A 19,501-nucleotide genomic window follows, 5' to 3' on the forward strand; every position below is an offset into this window, starting at 1 on the left:
GTTTAATCGTTTGATAAGGCGGTTGCATAAGTGGTGATCATGCGATGACCGTCATCGGCTGTGAACTCAAAGCGGTCGTAAGCTTTTTCCGGGATTTGTCCGTCCGATTGCCTTTCGTAATGATGCTGCACAACAAACTGCCGGTCATCAACGGCATAGGAAATGAAATTGACGCCCGACATTTCGCTTGTATTTTTTCCTTGAAGAAGCGTCAGCAAAAGTGAATTGTGACAGTAGACAGCATGTTCATGACCAATCCCCATCTTAGAAAGACCCCGTTCTAAAGCTTGAAGCGAAGGTTCGGTCAACTCATTTTTTAATATTCGGTAAGGATCAAACTGCGCTTTATTTAACCTTAACGTGTCTCCATGCGTCAGATGCAGTTTTTCTCCGTGATGCGTAATAAATGTAAATCCTTCCGAATAAAAAGCAGACCGCCATTCACCTTGGTAATCAACTTCAAATTCAAAAGGGCAGCCGTCCAATGAGAGCGATTCACGTTTAAGTTCATCATAAATAAACAGTTTTCGTCCTTTTTTCACGAGTTGATAATAAACGTAAGAATCCTCAAAAATCAAATCTTCGTAAGCTAACTTTCTCAGTTCTTGCTGAATAAACAAGAGAGTTTTATCGAGTTCGTCGTTCGCTTCGCGATACTGTTCCCACCGTTCTTTTAAAGCACGGGCATGTGATTCGGCAAAAGACATTGTAAATAATTCGCCAAGAGGTTCAATCCATTTTCCTGAAATTTCAACCTGGTCATTTTCGCTGTAAGACAATTTTGGGAAGTCATCGTAACCGGTTAATTCAGGATAAGAAATGACCCCTTTTACGGTTAAAATGCCGCGCCATGGTGTGTTCGGTTCGGCAATGATATCTTCCAGCACAGCTGCATAAGCTCCGTCGTCCGTTTGATGAAATTTAACATCTGAGCCGATGAGCGCTTTGGCTTTGTCTCTGTTCATAGTGATACCTCGCTTTATGTCTTCTTTCGTAAAAGAGATGACTGATTTTAACGTTTAGTATACTAGTTATCAAAAAGTTTTTAAATCTTCATGCATCAAGATCGAATTATTCCGCTGTTTTACGAATCCAGTCGTATACGCCCATCGCACTGATTTGAATATCTAATGCAATCATGCGTTTCGTGTTTCCGCTGACTTGATAACCTGCCAATTCAGCCATGACGGTCTCTTGAAGCTCTTCTGTAAACTTCTCCAGCGTCATCCCGTTTTGATAACAGTTTTTACCTAAAGATGTGTAAATTTTCAACCACCTTGTCAATTCTTCTTCAACACGTTGCAAGTGGTCTGTTACACCGAAATGGCCAAAGGCGATTCGTTCTGGATGGTACGTCTTTATTTTTGCGAGCGAAGCTTTCATTTGTTCGGGATCAAATTGATTTGGTGATGTGGACGGCAAGAAACAAGGTGCGTCTTGCTCTTCAAGTTCGGGATAACGGATGCCGAGTGTGTCGCCTGTAAACATCGTCAGTGTCAGTGAATCAAAGAGAGCGATATGGTGCGCTGCATGTCCAGGCGTTTCAATAACTGTCAGTTTGCGGTTTGATCCAACGCTGATTGAATTTCCGTCAGCTGCTTCAAACAGCTGGCTGTTGTCAATCGGTACCACCGGTTCAAAAAGCCGGTCGAATTCTTCGCCGTATACAGCTCTTGCGCCTTTAACAAGTTTGTCCGGATTATCAAGGTGTTTTAAGCCTTTCGGATGAACGCCGACATTGACGTGCGGCTTATCTTTGACAAACAATCCAGCACCGCCGGCATGATCAAGGTGGACGTGCGTAACAATAAGCGCATCAAGCTGATCGGTATGCAAGCCAAGCTGTTTTAAGCCGGATTCAATATAAGGAACAGATAAAGATGGTCCTGTTTCGATGATTGTAAACCGGTCGCTGTCCGGGTCGGTCAGGACGTAAGACCCTGTTCTTTTCGCCATGTTTAAATCATAGCCGTCAATTAAAAAGGTGTGGCTGTCAAGCTGATATACCGCAGTTTCCATTGGTTTTCCCCCTCCTGGATTATACGCTTTGTAACTTTATTTTATGAAAGCGTCATCGGATTGTAAAGTCGATACAATCAAATTGTTAACGGACGGCGGGAACAAAGTCCCTTTAATGTATGCCTAAAAACGTTATGATCAAGGTAGAAACTTGTGATCACAATAAAACCATACGATTTTCACGGAGGAAAATACACTATGAAAGAGCACCTTTTTAACAGTTCAACCGAATCCATTGTGGAATTCATTCAAAATAATGCTTGTGAAGAAACTGAAAACCGATTTATTAAAGAACACCTTTCTTTTATCCGCACGAGTGTCTCGCAATTATGCAAACGAAATGTAGAAGCAGGAAAAGACGATGAGTTCAGTGTAGCGCTTATCGGGTTTTCCGAAGCGATCTATCAATATGATTCACATAAAGGAGGACGTTTTTTGACGTTCGCCCGGATCGTCATGCGCCGGCGGGTGATTGATTTTATCCGTTTTGAACAGCGAAGGAAGATGTCGCTGTCCTTGGATTACAAACGAGATGATATGGAACATTTAGAAAATCAAATTGAAGCTTATGCCTGCTGTTCCCAGTTTAAGGAACAAGAAGATCATTTAAACAGACATGAAGAGTTCGTTCATTTTATTGCTAAGCTGAAACGATTTGGCATTCAAGCCGATGATGTCATCTCTGAATGTCCGAAGCATTTTGATGCGCGGGAAAATATGCTTTATATTGCAGAAATAATCGTTAAAGATGACCAGCTTAAAGGTGAATTGTTCACAAAAAAAAGACTGCCGATCAACAAATTAATGGCGTACATTTCTATGAGCCGAAAAACGATTGAACGAAACCGAAAATATTTAATCGCACTCGTGCTCGTATTGCAGGAAAACTACGTTTATTTAAAAGAATACGTCAAACGGCAGACAGATTTAACCGTCGAAGGTTTTAACGAGGCGAAACAAGGCAGTGCCGCTTCATTAGCTTAAGTTTAAAATCAGCTGTAACAAACGTCTTTAAAATAGGTGATGAATCGCTGCTTTTATGAAGCACTGACAACTAATCCGGCCAACAAGACGGGAGCTTGTCAGCCGGATTAGACTTCATGTGAATCAAACAATTGTTTTTTGGGATCCCGACGGGGCTCACTGTAACGTAAATCGTTCAGCTGAATCAGCTGATTCATCCGGTCGATGCGAGTTCCTTGCAGATCATCAGCTTGCTGTTTTAAAAAGCCGCGCATATTGCTCATGTTGCGGATCATATTATCATACGTTTTCTGTTTCTGCTCCGGAGACAACGTCCGGTAAGTGTGGAGCAAGTTCGGCAAATCATGCTGAATCATCCGTTTGATATGATGCTTTTCTTCAATGTCTAAAAGCGCGAATTCCTCGAGACAGCGCTCGAGTTCGTGCATGATGCCGGTCAGGATAATTTCTGCCGTCTCACTGAGATGAGCGAAATTATTATACGTGTGTTTGGCTGATGCCAAAATCGATTCAGCTTGGTTTGATTCGCTTTCTGACGGGTTCAGCTGCCGTTCGTTATTTGCGGCGTCTGCCGATGAAGCGCTTTGTGTTAATTCGGGAACGTGCTCTCCGTTTAAGGAAGCATCGAGCCTGTGAATATGATGAAATAGCGACTGAAAATAAGGATGTTTTCTTACATTGCGCACGTGCGTCTTATTGTTGAGCTGATAATAAATCACTGATTCCAATATCTTTCCGGAACCGTGTTCGGATTTTACGGTTTTTCGATACGTCGTTAAAAAAACTCTTTTTTTCACGGAAGATGATGATTTATTTGTATCAAACATCTCCACGTGAATTTTCTTCGGTTTGATTTTAATCTTATAAGAGTAACCCTGTAAGCTGCGTTTGAACGTTTTGTTCATTCTCGGCAGTTCGGTAAGAGCAGCCAAATCTGAGATGAACTCTTCAGCTTCGTAAACAAATTCTTTTGTGAATTCGTTCATTATTGCCGGTTCATCAAGGGGTTTTAAATAGCTCGGGAGCAGCGGGTGAAGCCATTTTTGTTCCCAAAGCCGCTCGCGCCAACTCATGTTACTCACCTCGCTTGTCGGACGAACCAATCAGTTTTTGGTCCATCTGCTCATTGAGCTGCTCCATTTCACTGATAAATTTTTTGCTTGATTCGATGATTCGGGTATTTGAAGCTTCCGTCATCTCAATCGCCGCATAAACGTCTTCGTAGGCTTTGCGGAAAGATTCCATCGCAACAGCGGGTTCTTCAAGTGTCCGCAATGTTTCTTCTGTGTTCGTTTTCAGCATTTCTGCGTTGTTTAAAAGCATCGATTCCGTTGTTTGATTGACGTTTTGAACGGCATCAATCACTTTCTTCTGATTGCTGAGCGATAATTGAATCGACGCGGTTACAGTAATGATATTTTTCGTCATCGTAATTGCATTAAAAATCGCTTCTTCGAGTTTTTCATTGTTCTCAACAATGATATCTACGGAGGCAAGTGATTGCTGCAGGACAAGAACGGCTTGCTGCATATTTTTTATTCGCGAGAGGACTTTTTGTTGAGCTTTTTGAATTTCACTCGGATCATCCTGCCACTCGTCTTTTTTTACTTCGTTTTCTAGCAGTTCATTTAAATGCTTGCCGACGCCGATCTGTTCGTTCAGACCGCTGATTCGTTCGCGGGCAATATCTTTTAGCTGATAGAGCATAACGGTATCTTCTTGAAGCCGGTCTTTTCCGTGGAGCAGGGCATTGATAATTGTTTCAACTTCAGTTTCGATTGTTTCATATTTACGGATATATTTTTCCATCGGACTTTTTCGTGTTAATTTAGCAAGAAACTGTTTGAACTTTCCTTCTTGTAAATAGTTCGGTTCTAAATCAGAGACGACTTCTTTCAGTCGGCCGAGTTGTTCGGGAAGTTCCCCGTTTTGGTCAGTCATCATATCACTGACCGGTCTCTTTAAAGCTTCCAGGGTTTCACCGGCCTTTTCCTGCTCTTTTGTTCCCAGTTCACCAATCGAGGCAATGATCTCCTCAATATTATTGTCGCTTTTTAATTGTTCCGCTTTTTCTGCTGCGCGCTGTAATTCATCCTCAGATAATAAATCTTCTGCTTGTTTAATCGGATCACTATCATTTATTTGATTAGCCATGCGGATCCCTCCTATTTGATAAACATCAGTGCGAGTTCGAGAAACAGTGTCTGTCAATTTCTATTATACAAGGACATGAATCTTATCACAATCAAACCTCCATTCTTCTCAAGTTAAGGCGTAAGATTTCTTGCATACGATTCTGTTTGTTATGATTAGGCTGTTAATGATTTTGAGAGGAGAGCAATGTATGTGTTTAATTGGAATCGCTAAAGATGCTCATCCTGACTATCCTTTTATGCTTTGGGCAAATCGCGATGAATTTTATCACCGCCCGGCGAAAGAACTGCATAAACAGCCGTTAAATGAAACATTTATGCTTGCAGGCAAGGACTTAGAAGCAGGGGGAACGTGGCTTGGTATACGTCCGGACGGCGAAATCGCTGCAGTGACAAACGTCCGCGGCATGGTGCATAATCCGAACGCGCGGACACGGGGAGAAATCATTCCCTCCTTATTAAAAAGAGAAAAAGCTGTGCAAGATATTTATAACGAAAAAGATCAATTTAACGGGTTCAACTTAATATACGGATCTGTTGACGGTGAAATGTCGTTGATAACGAATCAATCGGAAGCTGGTAAAACGATACACTCAGGCGTATTTGCTTTCAGCAACGGCGCTCTGACTGACCAGTGGCCGAAAACGGCTTTTTTGGAAGATCGTATAAAACACTCATTCGCATTGAAGGGACCGCGTTTGATTGAGTATGCATTTAATTCGCTCGGCAACCGTCAGCCGGCAGCTGATGATGAACTCCCGAATACCGGAGTGGGTTATTCGCTTGAAAAAATGCTTTCTCCGGCGTATATCACCGGCGACCGCTACGGAACGAGGTGTTCAAGTATCATTTTACTCGATCAATTTGGACGCATAACATTTATTGAACGGACTTATTATCCGCTGTTCAAACAAGTCGGCTATGACTTTCCAATGATTGAGAAAGGGATATCTGGACAGGCAGCCACTAATTAGGTATAATTTCACGGTACGATAGTTTCTTTTAATCATTATTGAAATGCACGGGTTGGGGGGAGGAACACATGAAAGCGGTACTTTTAACAGCAGCCTTTGTTTTAACAGTATCTGTTTGGGGGAGTTTCATCTATATTTTCGTTACGGACGATTCAACGTTGAATGTTTCATCTCAACCGGCGCGGGATTTTAATTCTGCGGATAGAGAAACGGATTTCGTTTTAAAAAATCAAAGCAGCATTGCCGATGAAGAGCGAAGCGCCGGTGAGGAATCGCGATCCGACGAAGGTCGCGCTCAGGATAATGAAGTTGAGCCAGGGGATGCGATCGGTTATGGTGACGGTGTTTCGATTGAGGTCCTGCTTGCTGATGCAGATTAAACCAATTAAATTATGAACTTTGTATGAGAATCCCCGCTTATTATAGTCAGGGGTTGTGTAAACGTTTATAATAGCAATAGGCACCAGACAGAGGAGGTTAGACTATGTTTTCAAATATTGGGATCCCCGGCTTAATTTTAATCTTAGTCATTGCGCTGATTATTTTCGGGCCGAAAAAGCTTCCAGAAATCGGTAAAGCTGTCGGGCAAACGTTAAAAGAATTTAAAAATTCGACAAAAGAATTAACGGAAGATGAACATGATAAAGACAACTCAAAACAGTCATCTGAAGAACAAAAGGCCGAAGATAAAAAATCAACCGACTGATTGCAGCAATTGATACGACCGGTAAAAGGATGTGAGGTGACCGTCGCTTTGCATCTTTTTCGTGTTTAAGGAGCGAAAGACATGTCTGATGAAAGCATGAACCTATTAGATCATTTAGATGAATTACGTAAACGGCTGATGATTGTAGCCGGAAGTTTTTTAGTGTTTTTTATTGCAGTATTCATTTTTGTTCAAGATATTTATGACTGGTTTACCCAAGATCTTGATATGACCCTGGCTGTTCTCGGTCCTTTGGATATTATAATTATTTATTTTACATTGGCTGCTGTATTAGCTCTTGCGTTGACAGTGCCGATATTGATTCTGCAAATTTGGCTGTTTGTCAGTCCTGCTTTAACAGATAAAGAACGAAAAGCGACGATTATTTATATACCGGCTTCCTTTGTCTTATTTGTGGGCGGATTGGCATTCGGTTATTTTATCGTCATGCCGATCGTACTCAACTTTCTCATCGATTTAGGTGCGGGAACGTTTGAAACGATGTTTACAGCGGATAAGTACTTTCAATTTTTACTTAGAATGACGATTCCTTTCAGCATACTATTCGAAATGCCGTTAGTTGTGATGTTTTTAACCAGTATCGGGGTCATCACGCCAAAGGGGATGAAGCAAAACCGGAAATACGCGTACTTCGTCTTAATTGTTGTCAGCGTGTTGATTTCACCGCCGGATTTTGTATCAGATATTCTCGTGATCGTGCCGTTGCTGCTTTTATATGAAATTAGTATCAATATGTCATACCTCGTCTACAGAAGAAAGCTGAAGCGCGAAAAAGAGCGGGACAAAGAACTTTCCGGATGATAAACGTACCGATTTCCGTCTGCACAATGCCTCTGTATTAAAATACGGAGGCATTTTTTATGACTATTTTTTGACATTTGAACAAAAGACACAATATTTTCAATATAATCCCGCCAAACATTGAGGCATGTCGTTCAGAATAAAAGAGGAAACAGTTGTAAAAGGAGGATGCAAAGTGCTGACCAGACCCTTAATTGAGAAGGAGCGACTGATAAAAAGCGTAATCGCAGCCGCCGTATGTATATCAGTTCATCTGGTTTTTACTTTTTTCTACAGCGGTCCCCAACCGGTCATTAGTCAAAGCGCTGTCCCAACCGCAGGAATCTTTCTGTCTTTTATATTGACCGTATATTTTATCAGTAAACTGTTCGAACTTCTTTCGCTCAAACGGATTCAAACAGCCGTTAGCTTGTTTTTATACGTGTTTTTATTGTTATGGGCGGTTAACAGTCTCGGACATGTTGTATTCCAGACCGGCATGAACCAATTGCTTTTGTTTTATTACACCTTTGTTTTGTCAGGAGTAAAAGCTCTGCTGATTTTTTTCTTCTTCAAGACCGGGTTTTCGCAGCAAAACGATGTGATAGACAAACTGAAACAATATGCTGCGTCTGTAAACAAATTAACATTAAGTATTCGTATGTTCGTTGCTTTTCTTTTAATGTTTTCGGCTTATTATTTAATGAGCGTGTTATTTTTCCCCTTTATAGAGCCGCATTATAACGAAAACATCATTCTGTACAGCAATGCCGCCTTCGAAATGTCACCTGTTGTTGCGATGCTGCTTCATGCAGTTGTCGTATTGGTAGTCACGTTGCCGGTGATTGCATGTTGGAACGGCACGAAAAATTCTTTGCTTTTTTGGCTCGGCTTTCCGCTGTTTTTAATCGTCGCAGTTCATTGGCTGATCTTTTACGGCGGCTGGTCTGGCGGATTCCGTTTTCCGGTTTTTATTCATTTGACGCTGACTTTGTATCTTCAGGCGATTATTCTCCTTCATGCTTTATATGTAGGGGATGATCAATATGATCATGTGAAATCTGTCCGGTTTTATTCGTCCGCTGAATAACCCGGTTCTGAACAAAAGACCGCCGGCATCACCGGCGGTCTTTTGTTCAATATAAAGTTATGAAAGATATAGCCGTCGTTGCGATGGGTCATGCTGCAGTTTTTCTAAAGCGCGGACAATCGATTTGATTGAATCCGGATCAAAACAATCATAGTAATCAATATCAAGATGAAGCACAGGACACTCATTAAATTGATTAATCCATATTTGATAACGCTGGTGAAGATCAAGCCAAAAATCCCTCGGCGTCTGTATTTCCATTTCCCGGCCGCGTTCTTCAATGCGACGCATAATACTTTCGAACGACCCGTCAATATAAATCAATACATCCGGTTTGGGAAAGTAGGGATTCATGACCATCGCCTCAAACAATGAGTGGTACGTATTGAAATCGCGTTCGGTCATATTGCCTTGATCGTATTGCAGCTGGGCGAAAATACCGACGTCTTCGTATATACTTCGGTCTTGAACGTATCCCATGCCTTGCTCGTGCATATGCTTTTGCTGCTTGAAACGTTCCGCAAGAAAATACATTTGTAAATGGAAAGACCATTTTTTGAAATCATCATAATAATCTTCCAAATAAGGGTTGCCTTCTACTTTTTCAAAGGCCGGTTTCATTTCCAGCGCTTCAGCCAATCGGTTGGTTAAACTCGATTTTCCTACGCCGACTGTCCCGGCTAAAGTGAAAAGAGAGTCCGTTCTGAGTTCATGTTTAACAGCTTCCATTAAAAAGCCTCCACATTCCATTAAAATAAGGTTTGTTTTTGATTTAATATACCGTCTATTTGGTCAGCAATACGGGTGAAATCTTCTTCACGCTGGATAAAATCGAGTTCATCGCCGTTTATTGTAATGATTGGTACGTTAGGATAGACCCTTTGGTGGTCTTTCATAAATTGATGGTAATCGTTTGCCAGCCGCTGTAAATAGTCAGGGTCGATCGACTGTTCCATTGCTCGGCCGCGCATTTTGATTCGGCTCATCAATGTATCAAGACTCGCATGCAAATATATAATGACATTAGGCGTAGGAAGGCCGTCAGTGAGGATGTTGTATATCCGGTCGTATTTATCAAAATGATGCTGTTGCAACGTTTGTTTCGCAAACAAATGGTTTTTAAATATATGATAATCACTGACGACAGGATGTCCTTTCGTTAAAAATCGTTCGTAAGTATCTTCGAGCTGTTTAAAACGATTGCAAAGAAAAAACATTTCCGTTTGAAAACTCCATTCATCAATGTCTTCATAAAATTTGGATAAAAAAGGGTTTTCATCAACAATTTCTTTTAATAAATGATATTGATAATAGTCAGCCAATTTTGTCGCAAGAGAAGTTTTTCCGACCCCGATCGGACCTTCCACGGCGATAAAAGGCGAATCATTGACGTTTTCCATTCATTTGGCCTCCTTTCAGCTTAAATTCGCAAAAAACAGCATTGATTATTTTATCATATCTTATTCGATCGGTGAGATAAAATTCTTCTCCTTTTATGATGCTTAACATCAAAAGAAGACTATAGTATGATAAATAAGTAAAGAGGGGAGGAGAAACCATGGGGCAAAACGTAAAAATTGTTACAGACTCTACACTAGATCTTACAGGCGAAGAAATTAATGAACTAAATATTTCTGTAGTTCCTCTCACCGTCACAATGCAAGGCCAGTCTTATTTAGACGGAGTGGATATTACCTCAAAACAATTTTCAGCATTTTTAAATGAAAATGAAGAAATCCCGCAAAGCTCACAGCCTTCTGTCGGGCAGTTTTTAGAGGTGTATGACGAAGCCGGCCAAGACGGGAGTAAAGTGCTGTCGATTCATATGTCCAGCGGTATGAGCGGCACGCATGCATCTGCAGTGCAGGCGGCGGAACTGACAGAAACCGATGTGCAAGTCATCGATTCAGGATTCATTTCTGTTGCGCTCGGTTTTCAAGTCCGCGAAGCAGCTCAGCTGGCAAACTCAGGAGAAAACAGGGAAAATATTGTTGCCAGGCTCAATCATATTAAAGAGAATACATCGCTTTATATCATGGTGGACACGCTTGACTATTTAGTGAAAGGCGGACGTATCGGGAGAGGAAGGGCTTTTCTCGGTTCGTTAATGAAAATCAAGCCGATTGCTTCCCTGGACGATGGTGTATACACACCAGCATCGAAAGTTCGAACGCATATGCAAATGATCAAATTCATGAAAAATAAATTTCAAGAAGAAGCTGCCGGAAAGACAGTGAAAGGGATCGGCATTGCTCAAGTCGATGCGGAGCCGCTGGCTGAACAGCTTAAGTCGGCGATTGCAGATATTTCCGGTTTTGAGGATATCTCAATTGTCGAAACAACTCCGATTGTCAGTACGCATACAGGGCCGGGTGCACTAGCATTGATGTATTATTTTGATAACGATTAATAACGAATAACAAAAGGAGCCTTAAAAGGCTCCTTTTCTTTAGTTATTGCCTCAGTTTGTCAATCCGTATCGCACACGCCTTGTATTCAGCAGTTCCTGAGATCGGGTCAAATTCATCGATTGTCAACACATTCGTCGGCACTTCACGCCAGTGAAAGCTCATAAACACAAGGTCAGTCTGGACTTCTTCTGTCAAACGGGCTTTTACGGTGACTTCGCCCCTTCTTGAAGCGACAGAGACATATTCTCCGTCCTCAATTCCTAATTCTTCCGCTGTCAGCGGGTGAATATCAGCGGTTTCTTCCGTTTGTTTACGTTTGACTGTATCAGGATAGTATCGTGTCTGTGTGTTTGTGTTGTATGGTTCGTATCGGCGTCCAGTTGTTAACGTCAACGGATACTCACTGTCCGGAAGTTCAACCGGGGCCGTATAGGTTACCGGAGTAAATGGTGCTGTTTTTCCTCGGGAATCATGAAATTCTGTATGCAATAAGGTTGTCCCGGGATGATCTTCATGAGGACACGGGTACTGTATGCTCCCTTGATTGTCGAGACGGGCATGGCTGATTCCGCCGTAAAGGTGATCTGCAATCATGCGAACTTCTTCCCAGATCGCGCCGGCATCTGCATAATGCATCGGATAGCCCATCTTCGTGCTTAAGCGGCAAAGAATTTCCCAATCGTCTAATGCTTTGCCTGGGGCTGGGACGGCAGGTCGAACGCGCTGAATTCTGCGGTCGGTGTTCGTGTAGGTGCCGTCTGATTCGGCCCATCCTTTCGCAGGTAAGACGACGTCAGCGATCTCAGCTGTTTCGGTTAAAAATAAATCTTGAACGACGAGAAAATCCAGGTTTTTAAATAACTCAGTTGTATGATTTTTATGAACGTCCGCTACCAGCGGGTTCTCGCCGATCACGTATAAACTTTTCATCGCCCCGCTTTCCATTTGCTCAAGGACGGATGTTTGTGTCCGTCCGGGATTCGGATTAAGCGTGACATTCCATAAAGACTCAATCTTGTTTCGGTAGGCATCGTCAGAAACAGGCACAGCACCTGTCAGCATATTCGGCAAACAGCCCATGTCGCCAGCACCTTGAACGTTATTTTGTCCCCGAAGCGGCATGATCCCCGTTCCTTCGCGTCCGATATGACCGGTTAAAAGGCTGAGATTGGCAATATCAAAGACATTATTCACACCGCAGTGATGCTCGGTAATTCCGAGTGTATAAGCGATCATCGCCCGGTCAGCTTTCGCAAATGTTTCGGCAGCAGCGAAAATATCCTTCTCTTCTAACCCTGTAATTTTCGCAACCTTTTCTAGAGGATACTCGGCGGTCTGAGCTTTCAGATCGTTGAAATTGATTGCCGATCGGGTAAGAAAACGTTCATCATACCAGCCGTTTTCAATAATAATTTTGATCATGCCGTTCATTAATGCGATATCTGAACCGACGGCAATTTGTAAGTGTTGATCCGCTGCTTTCGTCATCGATATTTTCCTCGGATCGACGACAATGATTTTCATGCCGTTTTTAACAGCTTTTTTCATCCGGTTCGCGATAATCGGATGAGCTTCGGCAGTATTTGACCCCATGAGCAGCAAAACATCCGCGCGGTCAATGTCATCAATCGAGCTTGTCGGGAACCCGTTTCCAAAAACAGTCGCCAGACCGGCGACGGACGGAGCATGTCAAGTCCTGTTACATCCGTCTATATTATTGGATCCCATCACAGCACGAGTGAATTTTTGCGTGGCAAAATTGGCTTCATTTGTTGTGCGCGCGCAAGCAAACATGCTGAACGCATCCGGGCCGAATTGTTGTTTGATCCCTGTAAGTTTATCAGCGATAAAGGAAAGGGCTTCTTCCCAGCTAGCTTCTGTAAATTCACCCGCTTTTTTTATTAAAGGAACCGTCAGCCGGTCTTCGGAATGGATGTAATGATAACCTAACGCTCCTTTAATGCACGTTTGGCCTTTATTGACAGGGGCAGACTTATCACCGCGCACCCTTACGATTTGATCATTCTCTGTTTCAATAATCAGCCCGCAGCCCGTTCCGCAATAGGCGCATGTAGTAGCTGTTTCGTGACGTTCTGTCATTCAAATCACCCTTTCATCATTCACTTAGTTACATTGTATCAGCATTTTGGAAGCGTTTTCTCATAAAAAGTGTAGAATTTTTGAAAGTTATCAAACAATTGCGGGTTTGCTAAATGTTAAATTTGTAACAAACTAAATTATTCGATAGAATAATGTTAGATAATGTAAGGGGTGAAAAAATGACATCTTCAGTCGGTTTGGTGTTAGAAGGCGGAGCAATGCGCGGCGTTTTCTCAGGAGGAGTTCTTGAATATTTTCTTAAAGAAAATCTGGAATTTCCGTATGTTGTCGGCGTATCAGCGGGCGCTTGCAATGCTGCATCGTTTATTTCCAAACAGGAAAAGAGAAATAAAGATGTGACGATCGGCTATTCCAATCATCCGGATTATATTTCAATTAAACGTTTGTTGAAACGGGGAGAACTGTTTAACATGGATTTAATTTTTGATCGGATACCGAATGTGGAAAGGCCGTTTGATTATGACAAGTTTTATTATTCACCGACAAGGTTTCATGTCGGTACAACGGACTGTGTGACAGGACAAACCGTTTATTTTGAGAAAAACGAGATTGTCGGCAATTTTAATAAAATCTTACGAGCATCATCCTCACTGCCGATGCTGGCCCCGCCGATTAAGCATAACGGGCGATACTTATTGGATGGAGGCATCAGTGATCCGGTGCCGATTCAGAAATCAGTCGAGGAGGGCAACGACAAACATGTTATCGTGTTGACCCAAAGCGAAGGTTACAGGAAAAAAGCGGCTTCTAAAGGAATGTGGTATTTCGAGCGAAAATATAAAGATTATCCGGGTCTTATTAACGTCGTTCAAAACCGTTATCGCATTTATAACGATACAATCGATTATATTCACCAGCTTGAGCGTGAGGGCAGAGCCTTTGTCTTCCGTCCGGATGACCTGCGCGGGGTGACAAGGATGGAACGGAAACGAAGCAGATTGGAATCTCTTTATGATCACGGCTATAACTTGAGCCAAAACAAAATGACTGAGCTGCAGCAATTTTTATCTGATTCTGAAGGTAATGCGTCCAATGTTGAATCGTCCTAAGGGTTACAAGCTTCTCATCATCTCGTTATTCTTAGTTTTTATTAGCCTTGTGTCGCGTTCATTGATATATATGGGTATTTCCATATCAGTTGCGGCGGCGATCGTATTTTTACTCACAAAAGATACCTCAGAGCGGCGCAAACCCGCGATGAACGAGCGGAAACATCAATCGCAGGAAGACGCAAAAGAAGTAAAAAAAACCGCCGGAAATGTCTCAATTATTGGATGGCTGTTTTTGCTGACAGGAATAGCGATGGCTTTTTACGGCGGGGCAGGGCTCTTTTCTGACGAACATTTATTGCATCGGACAGAGATAATGACAGATGATTTGTTTGCTCTGTATACTTTTTTTGTCCTTGGTATTTTTGCTTCATTTTACGGACTTTACCAAATAATATTTCAATATTTATCTGAATAAAGGCAGCGGAAGCTGCCTCAGATTGTAGACAAATTATTATTTTGAAGTAAGCCACGCAGCCACTAACCTCCGCTTTCCCCGGGCAAGGACTCAGCTAGTATTCGGCGGCCGGAGGCCGCTGAATACGGATCTTCGTCTGTTGCTTTCCCGGAGGCGTCGGAGGAGTGGATGCATGGCTTCTTTTTTTATGAATACACTCCATTCAAAAAAGGAGGATGACCCAGCATCCCGGCTTAATCCTGCGGGATAGCGAGACAGGCGAGACCCTGCAGGGCATAAGCCCGAAGCGGCTCGGCGTTCGCCCGCGGACTAGTAAGACACGGCGAAGTCTTTTTGAGCCGATGTCGCAGTGATACCTTCAGGTGAAAGAAGCCGGACGATGTGTCGTCATCCGTTCCGTTTAATATGACATCTATCGATGTCATGACTTTGTCAACACTCTAAGGCAGCGGCAGCTGCCTTTTTCATTTGCTTGAAAATACGCTATAATGGTATTTAGATTATCGAAATAATAGGAGACAGTGTCACTGATGAAAATGGAAAAACGAAATTTAATGATTATGTGGTTTGCAAATTTCTTCGTTTCAGCGAGCGCAACAATGGTGCTTCCTTTTTTGTCGATATATATTGAGACGTTTGGAAGTTATTCTGACGCTTTCGTGCAGCGATGGAGCGGCTTTATCTTCGGGATCACATTCTTGGTCGCCTTTTTTGTTTCGCCGCTTTGGGGACGGTTTGGCGACAAATTCGGCCGGAAAAAAATCTTAATTATTACCGGATTCGGCATTGCTTTATCGATTTTTCTGATGAGTTTTGTCAGCAGCGTATGGGAATTGTTTTTTTTGCGGATGCTGATGGGGGTTGTTACCGGTTTCATCCCGACTTCAATGGCTTTAATCTCTGCTCAGACAGATAAAAAAGTTGCCGGCAAAGTGCTTGGGACATTACAGATGGGCACAGTATCCGGCGGTTTATTCGGCCCGTTAATCGGAGGGGCTCTCGCTGACAGTGTCGGTTTTACGTATACATTTGTATCAACCGCTTCCGTTATTACACTGGCAACCTTTTTAGTGATTTTCGGCATAAAAGAAGTCACAGCGGAATCTGGCGAGCAAGCGAATGAAAAGAAGAAATCAATGGCTGAAGTGCTGCTGATGATCACAAGAGACCCGCTATTAATCACCGTCATGGTGATCTCCTTAATTGTCCAAACAGCCAATTTTAGCATTCAGCCGCAGCTGGCTTTATACGTCGGTGAATTGTTAACGACTGAAAACGTTGCTTTTCTTGCCGGTTTGGCTTTTTCGGCAACCGGTCTCGGAAATTTAACAGCGACGAGGTTTTGGGGAACGCAAGGCGATCGAATCGGTCATGAGAAGATTTTATTGATTTGTTTACTGCTTGCCGGAACATTTTTTCTTCCGCAAGCATTCGTGCCTGCTATTATTCCGTTAATTATACTGCGGTTTTTATTTGGCTTGGCTATTGGCGGGATCATTCCGTGTGTAACGGCATATATACGTCAAGCAGTGCCTGTGAAAGAACAGGGCGAAGTTCTCGGCTACAATCAAAGTTTCCGTTTTCTCGGCAATGTTCTTGGTCCGGCGGTGGGCGGAGTGATTGCCGGAAGCTTTGGGATAACAGCTGTTTTTTACGTATCATCAATGCTGTTTTTTGGCGCTGCCATTGCTCTTTATATTATTCTGGTGAAGAACAGGCGTGTAAAAAAACGCAAAGACTTACTGTTGCATCACTGATTATGCATGGATAAGGAGCGATTACATTGGTATTAACAATCAAAGAAAAGAAACTGATGCTTTGTCTGCTGAAAAAGGAACGGCGTAAAAAGTTTTTTGCCAAAAACAATGTTGATGACGTTGAAGCATTGATCGATAAATTGGAACAGAATTTACGGAATGAAAACATGAATGAAACAGCTCCGGACAAACTGTAATTCGGAATAATCAACGGCTTTATACCTTCATTCACAAAACCGTAACGGATTTTGGATTATTTTGTGAACGAATACACAAAAATGTTTTTTTTAACGGGATGTTCAGCTAAACTTAATATAAGATTAAAAAATGAAGGTGGTTGGAAATTATGGCCGTTAAAAACAGATGGTTTATTGCACTTTCGGCAATTGCTATTCATATGTCTATTGGCTCTGCATATGCTTACAGTGTATTTCAAAATCCATTGAATGAAACGTTAGGTTGGGAACAAACACAAGTTTCTCTCGCTTTTACAATCGCAATTTTCTTTCTCGGCATCTCGGCAGCATTTTTCGGTCCGTTCGTAGAGAAAAAAGGCCCGCGGATCTCAGCGATGACCGCAGCCGTTTTATTTACCAGCGGTTTAGTGATTTCAGGTTTAGCGGTGTCAGTTAACTCACTGCTGTTATTTTTACTTGGCTACGGTGTGATCGGCGGCATGGGGCTTGGCCTGGGATATATTTCGCCAGTTTCTACACTTGTTAAATGGTTTCCGGACCGGCGCGGTTTGGCGACAGGTATGGCTGTATTAGGGTTCGGGGCCGGAGCGCTGGTAGCAAGCCCGGCAGCGGCCAGTTTGATCAATTCTTTAGGCATAGCGGCAACCTTTTATGTGCTGGCAGCGATCTTTTTTGTTTTGATGTTTTCCGGCGCGCTGTACATCGCCCGACCTCCGGAAGGTTGGCTTCCGGAATCAATGAAAGACAGCGAAGGAACCGAAAAGAAGAAGATCAAACGGGATTTGGCTCAAATGACTTCAAAAGAAGCGGTCAAAACAAAAAGGTTTTGGATGCTTTGGACGATGATGTTTATCAATATTTCCGTCGGGATTATGATCATTTCCGTCGCATCGCCGCTCGCACAGGAAAAAGTCGGCATGTCGGCGATTGCTGCTGCCAGTATGGTCGGAATCATGGGAATATTTAACGGCGGCGGAAGAATCGTCTGGGCATCTGCCTCTGATTATATTGGACGGGGCCGAACGTTTGCGATATTTTTCGGCATACAATTAGCAGCCTTTATGATTTTACCGACAATTACGAATATTTTACTCTTCCAAATCTTAATTTTTGCAGTTATTTCTATATACGGCGGAGGCTTTGCATCGCTTCCGGCATTTATCGGCGATTTATTTGGTACGAAACAACTCGGAGCAATACACGGATTGCTGTTGACGTCTTGGTCGATGGCAGGGGTTGTCGGTCCTATGACTGTTTCGGTTGTACGAAGCATGACTGGAAGCTACGATGCGATCTTTTATTTGTTTGCCGTTCTTATTGCTGCGGCGTTCATTATCTCGCTGAGACTGATGAAAAATATTAAAGATATTGAGAAAGTTGCTGAAGAAGAAGAAAGAATCGAAAAGATGGCCTGAGATGAATGAATAAGAAAAGCCGACTGCTCTTTTTAATCGGCTTTTCTTTATTTTTTATATTCAAATCAGTATAATGAGGATTCATTCATTACATAGGGAGGAGCACAGCATCATGAATTTATGGTATCGGATCAACCATCATTACGGCAAAACAATCGTAATAATCACGTTTTTAATCATTGCTTTAATTACGGTGCTATCGTTTTTACCCGGTTATCAAGGAGAACTGCCGTTTTGGATCACTCAGCTGCCGTTATTAAACGCTGTACTTAACAGTTTTACTTTTCTCTTTTTATTAGGCGCCTTAGCGGCGATTTTACAGAAAAACGTTGTTGTCCATCGCCGGTTTATATACGCCGCCTTCAGCACGACCGCACTTTTTCTTGTTTCTTATGTGACATTTCATTTCATGGCAGAGTCAACGTCTTATGGCGGAACGGGTATGTGGGCAGCTGTTTACTATTTCATTTTAATCACGCACATCATTTTGGCAGCTGTGATCGTCCCGCTCGCGTTAACGAGTTTTTTTACAGGTATTAACGATTTCAGAGAAAAACATAAAAGATGGTCGCGCTGGACAATGCCGATTTGGTTGTATGTCAGCATCACCGGTGTACTCGTTTATATGCTCATCTCACCGTACTATGCATTTTAATTCTCCTTTGTAAAAACGCTTTCTTTTTGTTGCGCAATGAGATAAAATAAATGATAGATCATTAGAGGAGGGGGACTGAATGCATGGGAGACATACAAGGCGTTATCTTTGATCTCGACGGCGTTATTGTCGACACAGCAGTACATCATTTTCAAGCGTGGCAGCGTCTGGCAGATCAATTAGGTTTTTCATTTACAGAAAAAGATAATGAACGTCTTAAAGGTGTAAGCAGGATGGATTCACTAAATATTTTGCTTGAGATCGGCGGAATAAGCAAAACTGAACAGGAGAAACTTGAATTAGCTGCACAAAAAAACAGCGAATATGTTGAAGCAATTTCGCAAATGACTGAAAATGAAATACTTCCCGGGATTAAAGCTTTTTTAGCCGAGCTGAAAGAAGCGGGTATCCCAATCGCGATAGGTTCTGCCAGCAAAAACACACCGATTATTTTGGAGCGCATCGGTCTTAAAGATGCATTTGACACTGTTGTTGATGGAAATGTTATTAATAAGGCTAAACCGGATCCGGAAGTCTTCTTGACAGGAGCGCGACGATTAAACATCGACCCGTCGCATTGTGTGGTGTTCGAGGATGCACAGTCCGGTATCGAAGCTGCCAAAAACGCCGGCATGTATGCGGTTGCAGTCGGTGATGCCGCTGTATTGTCCGGGGCAGATGATTACGTAAGCTCGCTCGAAGAAGTAACACTCGATCGCTTGAAAAAAGTCATATAAAAATTTTTTATAAT

Annotated in this window: 22 protein-coding genes; 14 read left to right on the forward strand and 8 right to left on the reverse strand. The window is 42.5% G+C overall.

The genetic code is table 11. The features are described from left to right. Positions 1-2: 2 nt before the first annotated feature. Positions 3-965: a DUF2777 family protein gene (locus tag EDD67_RS05495; protein WP_121438791.1), complete on the reverse strand. Its 963-nt coding sequence runs from the start codon at positions 963-965 to the stop codon at positions 3-5. Positions 966-1,071: 106 nt separating this feature from the next. Continuing rightward, positions 1,072-2,019 carry an MBL fold metallo-hydrolase gene (locus EDD67_RS05500; protein WP_093071489.1) on the reverse strand — a complete coding sequence of 316 codons (948 nt, stop codon included), beginning with the start codon at positions 2,017-2,019 and terminating at the stop codon, positions 1,072-1,074. Between the two features lie 198 nt (positions 2,020-2,217). Here EDD67_RS05500 and sigI point away from each other — a divergent pair, with 198 nt between their 5' ends. Further along, positions 2,218-3,003 (forward strand): RNA polymerase sigma-I factor, encoded by a 786-nt coding sequence (sigI, locus tag EDD67_RS05505; RefSeq protein ID WP_121438790.1) that lies wholly within the window; start codon positions 2,218-2,220, stop codon positions 3,001-3,003. A gap of 107 nt (positions 3,004-3,110) precedes the next feature. On the opposite strand, the gene EDD67_RS05510 is transcribed toward sigI, so the two are convergent. Together EDD67_RS05510 and EDD67_RS05515 are read right to left on the reverse strand one after the other, a co-directional pair. Continuing rightward, positions 3,111-4,076: a hypothetical protein gene (locus EDD67_RS05510; RefSeq protein WP_121438789.1), complete on the reverse strand. Its 966-nt coding sequence runs from the start codon at positions 4,074-4,076 to the stop codon at positions 3,111-3,113. Between the two features lies 1 nt (position 4,077). Further along, positions 4,078-5,157, reverse strand: a complete 1,080-nt coding sequence (locus tag EDD67_RS05515) for a toxic anion resistance protein (protein ID WP_121438788.1) — start codon at positions 5,155-5,157, stop codon at positions 4,078-4,080. A gap of 190 nt (positions 5,158-5,347) precedes the next feature. On the opposite strand from EDD67_RS05515, the gene EDD67_RS05520 reads away from it, so the two are divergent. From EDD67_RS05520 to EDD67_RS05540, 5 genes are all read left to right on the forward strand, one after another. After that, positions 5,348-6,130, forward strand: a complete 783-nt coding sequence (locus EDD67_RS05520) for an NRDE family protein (RefSeq protein WP_158638133.1) — start codon at positions 5,348-5,350, stop codon at positions 6,128-6,130. 68 nt (positions 6,131-6,198) lie between these two features. Next, a complete protein-coding gene (locus tag EDD67_RS05525; protein WP_121438786.1) occupies positions 6,199-6,510 on the forward strand; it encodes a hypothetical protein in 312 nt (103 codons plus the stop codon). A gap of 104 nt (positions 6,511-6,614) precedes the next feature. Next, positions 6,615-6,836, forward strand: a complete 222-nt coding sequence (gene tatA / locus EDD67_RS05530) for a twin-arginine translocase TatA/TatE family subunit (RefSeq protein WP_121438785.1) — start codon at positions 6,615-6,617, stop codon at positions 6,834-6,836. An 81-nt stretch (positions 6,837-6,917) separates the two neighbouring features. Beyond that, on the forward strand, positions 6,918-7,658 hold the full coding sequence (tatC, locus tag EDD67_RS05535) for a twin-arginine translocase subunit TatC (protein WP_093071482.1): 741 nt from the start codon (positions 6,918-6,920) through the stop codon (positions 7,656-7,658). A 421-nt stretch (positions 7,659-8,079) separates the two neighbouring features. Further along, complete coding sequence (locus EDD67_RS05540) at positions 8,080-8,727, forward strand: hypothetical protein (protein WP_123875806.1); 648 nt, start codon at positions 8,080-8,082, stop codon at positions 8,725-8,727. A 57-nt stretch (positions 8,728-8,784) separates the two neighbouring features. Here EDD67_RS05540 and EDD67_RS05545 read toward each other — a convergent pair whose 3' ends face one another. Next, entirely contained in the window at positions 8,785-9,456 is a 672-nt protein-coding gene (locus tag EDD67_RS05545; protein WP_093071480.1) for a deoxynucleoside kinase, read from the reverse strand. 20 nt (positions 9,457-9,476) lie between these two features. Then, positions 9,477-10,127 (reverse strand): deoxynucleoside kinase, encoded by a 651-nt coding sequence (locus EDD67_RS05550; protein ID WP_093071479.1) that lies wholly within the window; start codon positions 10,125-10,127, stop codon positions 9,477-9,479. A gap of 158 nt (positions 10,128-10,285) precedes the next feature. Here EDD67_RS05550 and EDD67_RS05555 point away from each other — a divergent pair, with 158 nt between their 5' ends. Then, the gene (locus EDD67_RS05555; protein WP_121438783.1) at positions 10,286-11,137 is read left to right on the forward strand and encodes a DegV family protein; all 852 of its coding nucleotides are present in this window, start codon (positions 10,286-10,288) and stop codon (positions 11,135-11,137) included. A 43-nt stretch (positions 11,138-11,180) separates the two neighbouring features. Here EDD67_RS05555 and fdhF read toward each other — a convergent pair whose 3' ends face one another. Continuing rightward, positions 11,181-13,238: a formate dehydrogenase subunit alpha gene (fdhF, locus tag EDD67_RS05560; RefSeq protein WP_244922837.1), complete on the reverse strand. Its 2,058-nt coding sequence runs from the start codon at positions 13,236-13,238 to the stop codon at positions 11,181-11,183. Positions 13,239-13,417: 179 nt separating this feature from the next. Between fdhF and EDD67_RS05570 the strand changes: the two genes are divergently transcribed. Both EDD67_RS05570 and EDD67_RS05575 read left to right on the forward strand, forming a co-directional pair. After that, positions 13,418-14,308: a patatin-like phospholipase family protein gene (locus tag EDD67_RS05570; RefSeq protein ID WP_121438780.1), complete on the forward strand. Its 891-nt coding sequence runs from the start codon at positions 13,418-13,420 to the stop codon at positions 14,306-14,308. 148 nt (positions 14,309-14,456) lie between these two features. Next, a complete protein-coding gene (locus tag EDD67_RS05575; protein WP_123875807.1) occupies positions 14,457-14,726 on the forward strand; it encodes a hypothetical protein in 270 nt (89 codons plus the stop codon). A 233-nt stretch (positions 14,727-14,959) separates the two neighbouring features. Here EDD67_RS05575 and EDD67_RS05580 read toward each other — a convergent pair whose 3' ends face one another. Then, the gene (locus EDD67_RS05580; protein WP_123875808.1) at positions 14,960-15,151 is read right to left on the reverse strand and encodes a hypothetical protein; all 192 of its coding nucleotides are present in this window, start codon (positions 15,149-15,151) and stop codon (positions 14,960-14,962) included. A gap of 105 nt (positions 15,152-15,256) precedes the next feature. Between EDD67_RS05580 and EDD67_RS05585 the strand changes: the two genes are divergently transcribed. The 5 genes from EDD67_RS05585 (at position 15,257) to pgmB (ending at position 19,487) form a co-directional block, all read left to right on the forward strand. After that, a complete protein-coding gene (locus tag EDD67_RS05585) occupies positions 15,257-16,483 on the forward strand; it encodes an MFS transporter (RefSeq protein WP_093074742.1) in 1,227 nt (408 codons plus the stop codon). Between the two features lie 26 nt (positions 16,484-16,509). Further along, positions 16,510-16,680, forward strand: a complete 171-nt coding sequence (locus tag EDD67_RS13855; RefSeq protein ID WP_162843783.1) for a hypothetical protein — start codon at positions 16,510-16,512, stop codon at positions 16,678-16,680. Between the two features lie 149 nt (positions 16,681-16,829). Further along, entirely contained in the window at positions 16,830-18,095 is a 1,266-nt protein-coding gene (locus EDD67_RS05590; RefSeq protein ID WP_121438778.1) for an L-lactate MFS transporter, read from the forward strand. A 112-nt stretch (positions 18,096-18,207) separates the two neighbouring features. Further along, positions 18,208-18,750, forward strand: a complete 543-nt coding sequence (locus EDD67_RS05595; protein WP_093074747.1) for a DUF420 domain-containing protein — start codon at positions 18,208-18,210, stop codon at positions 18,748-18,750. A gap of 83 nt (positions 18,751-18,833) precedes the next feature. Then, positions 18,834-19,487 carry a beta-phosphoglucomutase gene (pgmB, locus tag EDD67_RS05600; protein ID WP_093074750.1) on the forward strand — a complete coding sequence of 218 codons (654 nt, stop codon included), beginning with the start codon at positions 18,834-18,836 and terminating at the stop codon, positions 19,485-19,487. Positions 19,488-19,501 lie beyond the last annotated feature (14 nt).

Origin of the sequence: Salisediminibacterium halotolerans (assembly GCF_003814815.1) — a bacterium.
Lineage (GTDB): Bacteria > Bacillota > Bacilli > Bacillales > Salisediminibacteriaceae > Salisediminibacterium > Salisediminibacterium halotolerans.